The organism is Campylobacter sp. MIT 21-1684 (genome assembly GCF_026241315.1).
Taxonomy (GTDB): Bacteria; Campylobacterota; Campylobacteria; order Campylobacterales; family Campylobacteraceae; genus Campylobacter_D.
This window is the reverse complement of sequence record NZ_JAPHNA010000030.1, coordinates 1-7,600: the sequence shown is the minus strand read 5'-3', so window position 1 is coordinate 7,600 and position 7,600 is coordinate 1. Positions and strand designations below refer to the sequence as shown.

The following is a 7,600-nucleotide window of genomic DNA, read 5'->3' as shown; positions in this document are numbered from 1 at the left end:
AGGTGGAGTAGAAGTAGTGATAGATTCTAAAGGACTAGTCGTTAAAGGTGGGGAGGTGAAGGCGGAGTGAGAGCAAAGATACTAAGCAAAATAAATAGGATATTGTAATGTCAAAGCTTAACTCTGAACCTATAAAAATACAAATAAGAGATGTGTATTATAATCCTATACACAATGCCACTATAAAAATAATTGAAAGAAGAGGCAATAAGATACTATTCACACGAATCAGGAGTTAAAACAAAACTTGAAAGTATAGCAAGTGCTATGAATATCACAACTATTGTAGATTTAAACGCTGCTAATGTTGGAGAAGCCATTAATGAAATGAAAACTTTTAGCTCTAAAAGACTTGTAGCAGCTTGGCCACAAGTTCAAGTTTTAAACTCACAAGGAAAATATGCCTATGTCCCACAATCTCCAATCATTGCAGCGATGATAGCCCACACGGACGCAGATAAAGAATATGGCTTTAGTGATTCTTACTCAAATAGAGTGATGAATGGAGTTACTGGAATGGAGCATTTTATAGAATTTATTAATGGTTCAGATTGTGATGCGGACAGATTAAGAAATGCTCATATCTCAACTTGCATTTTAGCAGAGGGTTATCGCTCTTGGGGCGGGGAAACTAGCCACGAAGATACCATTTGGCAAGATTTAGCAAGAGTAAGAATCTTTGATAGGATAGCCATAGCAGGACAAAAAGCGGCTTTTAAGGCAATTGATAAAAAAGCAAGTGAATTGTATTTTATAAAGATTAGCATTGAAGAGCTTTTAAGAGATTTAAAAGGAGCTAAGGTTTTAATAGGTTATGAAGTTTCTTGGGATGAAGAAAGAAATACAGATGCTAATGTGAGTGCTGGAAAGTTTTATCTTAATATAAAAATGATGAATAATCCAATTGTAAAACAAATCACTTTAGAGTTTATTTACTCTGATGAATGGGCAAGTGATTTGATTAAGATTATTAGTGCTGAATAGAAATGGCTTTTTTGGGCAAGCAAGTTGGTTTAGAGGGGGTCGAGGAATGAAATCTTTAAAATTAAAAGGAGAATAAAAAATGAAAAGAATAATTGGTGAAGTTATACAAGAAGGTAACATTTACATAGATGGTCAAGGCTATCTTGGAGTGGTTAGAAATTTAAAGCTTCCAGATATAGAACAAGAAATGATTGAAGCTAAAGGAGTTTTAGGAGCAAACTATAGTAGCGGTGTTTTAAAACCTTTAGAAATTAGCTTTAAATTGGCAGTTGTTGATCCAGTGCTTTATGCAGCTTTTTTTCATACTACTTTTAGTGAGATTAAAGCTCCTTTACTCTTTCGTGAAAGCGTTCATAAGGGTGGAAAAAATTATGGTATTAGTGCTGAGTTTTTAGGAGAATTTGTAAGCATAAATGAAAGTGATCATGAAAGCGGAAAAGAAGTGGAAGTGGAAATAAAAATGGCTGTTCATTTTTACATGCAACGTCGAAATAACATTCCCATTATTACTTACGATCATAAAAATACCATTTTAATGATAAATGGGGTGGATATGATGAGTGATGTTAGAAGCAATTTAACCATTTAAATACTGATTAATCAGTGTTTAAAAATAAAAAAGTTGCCTTAGGGCTTTATATAGCATAGTGTTAGCTTTACTTCTTAAGAAAGGATTAAAAATGAAAGAAAAAATTATCAAACTTGAAAATGGCGAAGAATTAAAAATGAGAGAACCAAGTGTGCGTGTGCTAAAAAATGCTACTAACAAAAGTGAAAAAGAAATGGAACAAACCATTTATATGATAGCTACACTTACAAACAAGCAAGAGAACGAAATAGAAGATTTAAATCTTAAAGATTTTATGGCTCTGCAAAATGGATTAAAAGATTTTTTGCAAGAAGCTGGAGTTACAGCTTAGAATCTGTAGCTCTGATAAGCCATACCTTACACTGGGGGTTAAATGAAGTTTTGGATTTAAGCTTAGATGAATTTGAAGAAGCTTTAAATATTTCTAAAGAGCTTTTAAAGGCTAAGAGTTTTTGATTGTTTTATTTTTAAAAGAATAAATTTTTAAAAGAGCAAAAAGAATAAAATCTAAACTTATCACAATTAACCAAGTAGGCAAAATAAATAATAAAGCAATAGGTGGCATAATCATCATTAAAATAGCAGTTATGATAATGCTTATAAAATAAGAAAAAACGAAAATAGCCACTATGTTTGAAAAGCCATCACCTGTGCTTTGATAGCTTATAAAAAAAGCAGGTATAAACGTTGCTAATAACAAGGCAATATGTGAAATTGTGTCATCATTAATAAATTTTAAAACTTTCATGTGAGGATTTTAAAATACAATCGCTTAAAAAGGGTTGAATATGGAGAATGCAGGAAGTATCGGAATTGGTGTTATTTTAGGACTAGCAATTAAAAATGCAAGTGCTGTTGGTAAGGTGGTTAAAGATTTTAGCAATTTAGAAAAAATAGCAGCAAAAACCAAACTCGGCATTAGCGGTTTGCAAAAAGAATTAAACACTCTTAAGCTCAACACCAATTTAAGAGCAGAATTAAAAGCTCAAAGAAGAGGTTTGCAAGATGAGTTTTTAAGTTTAGGCAATATTATTCGAGGTGGGATTATAGGCAAAGGTTTAGGAGAAGCTATCAGTTTTGAAAGTGCTATGGCTGATGTTAGAAAGGTTGTGAATTTTGATGAAGGTGATAATATTAAAAAAATGAGTGATGATATACTTAAAATGTCTCAAACTTTACCAATTACTGCAAAGGAATTAGCAGCCATAGCAGCTGCTGGAGGACAGATTGGACTTGGCTCAAAGGATGTCAGAGAATTTACAGGGCTTGTAACTAAAATGAAAGTAGCATTTGATATGAGTGCTGAAGATGTCGGTGAGAGTGTTGCAAAGATTAAAAATATTTTAGGTATTTCTTTAGAGGATATGGAGAATCTTGGAGATAGTATTAATAATCTCTCTGATAATAGTGCATCTAAGGCTAGAGAGATTATTGATGTAATGAAACGAACGGCTGCTGCTGGAAAACAAATAGGCTTTACCAAAGAGCAAATTGCTGCCTTAAGCTCTTCATTTATTTCTTTGGGTAAGAGACCTGAAGTTGCAGGAACGGCTATTAATAGCTTATATCGTGTTTTAGCTACAGCTGATAATATGGGAACTAAGGCTGAAGCTGCTTTTTCAAAACTTGGTATAAGTGGAGCATTTTTAAAACAAATTAGCTTTGATGATCCTCAAAAAGGTTTAGATATGTTTTTAGAAAGAATAGGAGAATTAGATCAAAAAGAACAAATGGGAGTGCTTGTTGATATTTTTGGACGTGAATTTGCAGATGATATGGCAACACTTGTTGGAGGGCTTGACACCTATAAAGAAGCTTTAAAAAATGCTAGTGATGAAACAAAAAGAGGATCTTTGCAAAGAGAGTTTGATACAAGAGCAGCAACCACTGAAAATTCTATTACATTAATGAAAAACGCTTTTAATTCCTTAGCTGTTAATTTAGGTTCGGTTTTTTTACCTGCCATATCAAAACTAACTGCGATGATTTCTTACCTTGTTAATGGCATCACTTACATTACAGGACTTATCCCCGGTCTTAATGGAGTTTTAGGAGGACTTATAGCTACTTTTTTATTTGCCAAACCTGCAGTTTTGGCTTATGCTATTGCTAAAAACTATCTTAAAGATTGTACCATTTTATTTAAAAGTGCTTTGATTAATGCAAGAATACATCTTTTAGCTTTTCGTAATTCTTGCATACTATCTAACATTGCTCTAAAAGCAAAAACTATTACTACCGCTATTTATACCACTTCTCTTAAAGCACTATCTTTTGTTTTAGTAGGGCTTAATAAAATATTTAAACTTGTAACCATTGGTATTAAAGTGTTAAGTGTAGCTCTGATAAGCAATCCTATTGGTCTTATTTTAGGCAGTATTGCTCTAGTAGCTGGGCTTATCATTACTAATTGGAATAAAGTTAAGGCTTGGTTTATGAGTTTTATCAACTGGTTTCGTTCTGCTTGGGAGAGTGTTTATGAATCTTTTAAATTGGCGTTTGAAAAATGTGGCTCTATATTTATAGGCTTTAAAAATACTATTGTGAGCGTTGTCTCTCCTTTGGCTGAGTTTTTAAACTCCATTTGGCAAGGTATTGGGATTTTTTTTTATAATATCTTTGGTTCTTTATTTGAATGGTTTGCTAATAAACTTTCTTGGGTAGGAGATATGATCTCATCTGTAAGCGGTTTTATAAAAGATGCTCTTGATTTTGTAGGGCTTGGAGATAATGAAGAAGTTAAGATAAACAAAAGGGAGCAAAATAGAGAGAAAATCATTGCTACAAATACTTATAAAGATGAATTACAAGCAAAAAGTATAAGTCATGGCTTTAATAACGGCAATATCAATATAAGCGTTAATGGTGCTTTTAACATAGCTACTAAAGATGGTACTTTTAATATGCAAGAATTTGCTAGTGCTATACAAAAAAGCGTGTTTGATGCTTTAAGAAAACAAGAACAAAATAAAATCAATACTACAATTTATGGCTAAATATGAGTGAATACATTGAAATAAAAGGACTTGAAAACTTTTTTAAAGCTTGTGATAGATTAATAGATATGGATAAACACGGCGAAAGTATCTTAGCAGGTGCTGGAGAAAGTATAAGAAATAGCATTATCGATTCTTTTAAAAATGAACGCAGTGTTTTTGGTGGGAAATGGAAAAGCTTAAAACCAGCCACAATAAAGCAAAAGATAAAAGAAGGAAAGAATAAAGGAATTTTAAAAAGAGATGGAGAGTTAAGCAAGGAGACAAACTGGCAAAGCGAACCTACTAAAAATGGCGTAGAAGTTTTTAATAATATACAAACTGAAAGTGGCTTTAAATATGGACTGACTCATCAATATGGTAGTAAAAAAAGAAAAATACCTGCAAGAGCTTTTTTACCAATAGATAATAACAATGTTTTACACCAAAGTATAAGAAGTGTGATTTATAAAGATACTAAGGATTTTATTGCAAGGATTGCTAAAAAGTGACAAACTGGAGCGTTTTGGGGCATTGCGTAGCAATGGGCGGGGAAGCCTTCAGTGATGCGACTTTTTGGAAAATCGCAATTTTTCAAAAAGTGTTAGCATAAGTTGGCAAGGAAAGCCTTAGCCTTCCTTTTTCTAAAAACTAGCAAAAGCATTATAGCTTTATTTTTGAAAACTAGCTTTTTAAATTTTATTTTAGAAGGAGAATGCAATGAATAGTGCAGACAAACTTCTAAAAACTAGCAAACTAATCAAACCTACAAGGACTAAACTAAAAGCTCCCTTTGCTTGGGTAGGTGGTAAGAATTATTTAGCTAAAGAGATTATAGCCTTAATGCCAGAACATAAAAGCTATATTGAAGTATTTGGAGGAGCTTTAAGTGTCTTTTATCAAAAAAGTGCTTCAAAAATAGAAATCATCAACGACATTAACGACGAGCTTATTAATTTGCATCTTTGCATAAGAAATAAACCACAAAGCCTAGCAAATGTGCTTCATTCTATGCTAGTAAGTAGAAAAATCTTTTACATGCTTAAAAACAAGCAAATAAAGCCAAGAAACGATATTGAAAGAGCTGCTTTTTATTTTTATCTTATCAATACTTCTTTTGGTTCAAGTATGGGTCAATTTGCTATGAGTAAGCAAAGAGCACCAAAAAGATTGTATAGGGATTTTAGTTTGCATACAAAAAGGCTCAAAAGTGTTAGTATTGAAAATAAAAGCTTTGAATATATTTTAAAAGAATATGATTATAATGAAGCTTTATTTTACTTAGATCCACCTTATGTAGGAACTGAAAATTATTATAAAAATATTCCAAGTTTTACCCTAAAAGAACACAAGCTTTTAAATGAGTTGCTTAAAAACATCAAGGGTAAGTTTATGCTAAGTTACAATGATTGTGAATTTGTAAGAGGGCTTTATAAAGATTTTAATATTAAAGAGCTCAAGGTAAAGTATTCTTTAAATAGTGCTCTGAAAAGAAAAGAAAGCAAAGAACTTTTGATTATGAATTTTTAAAATCAAGCTAGAGAATATTGAAAAATATTCTCTTTTATTTTAGTAAAGAGCTTAAAAATCCTAAAGCTTCTTTGCTAAAGTTTTCGCTACATTCTTCTAGGCAGTCTTTTTCCAAGATAGCCCCATATTTTAATAAAAGCAAAATCGCTCCAAAATTATTGTGAGTTATTGCATAAAACATAGGCTCTTCGCCCATGCATTCTTTAGTTGCACTCATACCATTTTTAAGATATTCTAAAACCAATTCATTATTATTATTGCAGATTGCATTTATAAATCTCTTGCTAACGCCTTGTCTTATATCTAATGATACTCTATCCATCTTTATCTCCTTTTGTTTTGATAGGACAAGATTAGATTCGTTTAGCTGAATGTGTGCTGTTGTTTGGTATCTTTTTGAAATTAATCTGTATTAACCCAATCTTGCACTACATTTAATAAATGATTATAATCGCTACTCATGGCTTCTTTTTGAAATTGACTTATTTCTTCTTTGCTTACACCTGCTTTTTTCAAAGCATTGCTAACTCTTGCTAGAATGCTAAAAGCATTGCCATCTTCTCCTACTAATTTCACATAAACGCTAGGGTATTTCATTTTTTATCCTTATAAATAACTTGAAATTTTAAAACTTTTAGTGCTTTGATTAAAGCTTAAAAAACATACACTTCTATCTAAAAGCAACACTTTAATCTCTAAGCCTTCACTCTTATAAGCTTTACCATCATTAATAGCTATTTCTATATCATTTAATAAAGCTAAATCTTTAATAAGTTCTGCTTTTTTGGTAGTGTCTTTAATACCCAAGAGTTCTTTACAAATTTTAAGACTTTCATCTCTTAAATCATTTAAAATTTTATTTCTTAAATCACTCATTTTTAACTCCTTTTGTTTTTAAAGAGAACATTAGCTTCGTTTGTCTTAATGTGTGCTGTCATATCTTAGAAAGCTCTCCTCTTACTACACCAACCACTAAAAAATCTCCATTTTTATAAAAGACATCTTCATACAAAGGATTTAAAGAGTGAAGCAATACTCCATCATCTTGCTTTAAAACTTGTTTGATAAAAAGCCCATCTCTAGTATTAATTATACAAATATCTTTATTTTTAAAAGCCTTGCTTCTATCAACAACACAAATACTTCCATCTTTGATAAGTGGCTCCATACTCTCACCATAACAAGTAAGAAACTCACAATCTTTAGTTTTAAAATAGTCTAAGAGTTTTTCATCTATAAGAAGCTCAGAACAATCTACTAAATCATTTATTCCACCTCCACCTAAAGAAGCATTTGTTTTATAAAGCTTTAAAATTTTATATTTGTTTTCACATTCTAATTGATCTTTAGGAGAGCTTCCATAAAAGAAATAATTAATGCTTATATTTCTTTGATTTAAAAAGTTTAGGATTTGTGGATAAGGAATGGAGTTTCTAAACTTCATTGAATTAAAAGTATCAGGATGAATGCCTAACTCTTTGGCTATATCTTTAGACTTTAATTCTTTTCTACCTTCACTAGC

The 7,600-nt window shown here is 31.4% G+C and carries 10 protein-coding genes and 1 pseudogene; 6 read left to right on the top strand and 5 right to left on the bottom strand.

The genetic code is table 11. From position 1 onward, the window contains the following. Nucleotides 1-213: 213 nt before the first annotated feature. The 3 genes and pseudogenes from OQH62_RS08110 to OQH62_RS08100 form a co-directional block, all read left to right on the top strand. Nucleotides 214-984: pseudogene (locus OQH62_RS08110) on the top strand (phage tail sheath family protein); the annotation flags it as partial. Between the two features lie 79 nt (nucleotides 985-1,063). Beyond that, nucleotides 1,064-1,573: a phage major tail tube protein gene (locus tag OQH62_RS08105; RefSeq protein WP_266016020.1), complete on the top strand. Its 510-nt coding sequence runs from the start codon at nucleotides 1,064-1,066 to the stop codon at nucleotides 1,571-1,573. A 91-nt stretch (nucleotides 1,574-1,664) separates the two neighbouring features. Then, on the top strand, nucleotides 1,665-1,904 hold the full coding sequence (locus OQH62_RS08100; RefSeq protein WP_323053647.1) for a phage tail assembly protein: 240 nt from the start codon (nucleotides 1,665-1,667) through the stop codon (nucleotides 1,902-1,904). Between the two features lie 111 nt (nucleotides 1,905-2,015). Here OQH62_RS08100 and OQH62_RS08095 read toward each other — a convergent pair whose 3' ends face one another. After that, nucleotides 2,016-2,321 carry a hypothetical protein gene (locus OQH62_RS08095; protein ID WP_266016016.1) on the bottom strand — a complete coding sequence of 102 codons (306 nt, stop codon included), beginning with the start codon at nucleotides 2,319-2,321 and terminating at the stop codon, nucleotides 2,016-2,018. A 40-nt stretch (nucleotides 2,322-2,361) separates the two neighbouring features. Between OQH62_RS08095 and OQH62_RS08090 the strand changes: the two genes are divergently transcribed. The 3 genes from OQH62_RS08090 (at nucleotide 2,362) to OQH62_RS08080 (ending at nucleotide 6,078) form a co-directional block, all read left to right on the top strand. Continuing rightward, entirely contained in the window at nucleotides 2,362-4,569 is a 2,208-nt protein-coding gene (locus tag OQH62_RS08090; RefSeq protein ID WP_266016014.1) for a phage tail tape measure protein, read from the top strand. A 2-nt stretch (nucleotides 4,570-4,571) separates the two neighbouring features. Continuing rightward, nucleotides 4,572-5,060, top strand: coding sequence for a phage virion morphogenesis protein (locus OQH62_RS08085; RefSeq protein WP_266016012.1), 489 nt, complete (start codon nucleotides 4,572-4,574; stop codon nucleotides 5,058-5,060). A gap of 208 nt (nucleotides 5,061-5,268) precedes the next feature. Next, nucleotides 5,269-6,078, top strand: a complete 810-nt coding sequence (locus OQH62_RS08080; protein WP_266016011.1) for a DNA adenine methylase — start codon at nucleotides 5,269-5,271, stop codon at nucleotides 6,076-6,078. A gap of 34 nt (nucleotides 6,079-6,112) precedes the next feature. Here OQH62_RS08080 and OQH62_RS08075 read toward each other — a convergent pair whose 3' ends face one another. The 4 genes from OQH62_RS08075 to OQH62_RS08060 all read right to left on the bottom strand — a co-directional run. Next, nucleotides 6,113-6,400 carry a hypothetical protein gene (locus tag OQH62_RS08075; protein ID WP_266016010.1) on the bottom strand — a complete coding sequence of 96 codons (288 nt, stop codon included), beginning with the start codon at nucleotides 6,398-6,400 and terminating at the stop codon, nucleotides 6,113-6,115. 80 nt (nucleotides 6,401-6,480) lie between these two features. Continuing rightward, a complete protein-coding gene (locus OQH62_RS08070) occupies nucleotides 6,481-6,675 on the bottom strand; it encodes a hypothetical protein (RefSeq protein WP_266016008.1) in 195 nt (64 codons plus the stop codon). A gap of 9 nt (nucleotides 6,676-6,684) precedes the next feature. Continuing rightward, entirely contained in the window at nucleotides 6,685-6,954 is a 270-nt protein-coding gene (locus OQH62_RS08065) for a hypothetical protein (protein ID WP_266016006.1), read from the bottom strand. Between the two features lie 58 nt (nucleotides 6,955-7,012). Beyond that, nucleotides 7,013-7,600: S24 family peptidase (locus tag OQH62_RS08060; RefSeq protein ID WP_266016004.1), on the bottom strand; the 588-nt coding region annotated here is incomplete at its 5' end.

Coding starts and splice junctions, on each gene's coding strand:
- OQH62_RS08105 (WP_266016020.1), top strand. CDS start 1,064: ATGAAAAGAATAATTGGTGAAGTTATACAAGAAGGTAACATTTACATA.
- OQH62_RS08100 (WP_323053647.1), top strand. CDS start 1,665: ATGAAAGAAAAAATTATCAAACTTGAAAATGGCGAAGAATTAAAAATG.
- OQH62_RS08095 (WP_266016016.1), bottom strand. CDS start 2,321: ATGAAAGTTTTAAAATTTATTAATGATGACACAATTTCACATATTGCC.
- OQH62_RS08090 (WP_266016014.1), top strand. CDS start 2,362: ATGGAGAATGCAGGAAGTATCGGAATTGGTGTTATTTTAGGACTAGCA.
- OQH62_RS08085 (WP_266016012.1), top strand. CDS start 4,572: ATGAGTGAATACATTGAAATAAAAGGACTTGAAAACTTTTTTAAAGCT.
- OQH62_RS08080 (WP_266016011.1), top strand. CDS start 5,269: ATGAATAGTGCAGACAAACTTCTAAAAACTAGCAAACTAATCAAACCT.
- OQH62_RS08075 (WP_266016010.1), bottom strand. CDS start 6,400: ATGGATAGAGTATCATTAGATATAAGACAAGGCGTTAGCAAGAGATTT.
- OQH62_RS08070 (WP_266016008.1), bottom strand. CDS start 6,675: ATGAAATACCCTAGCGTTTATGTGAAATTAGTAGGAGAAGATGGCAAT.
- OQH62_RS08065 (WP_266016006.1), bottom strand. CDS start 6,954: ATGAGTGATTTAAGAAATAAAATTTTAAATGATTTAAGAGATGAAAGT.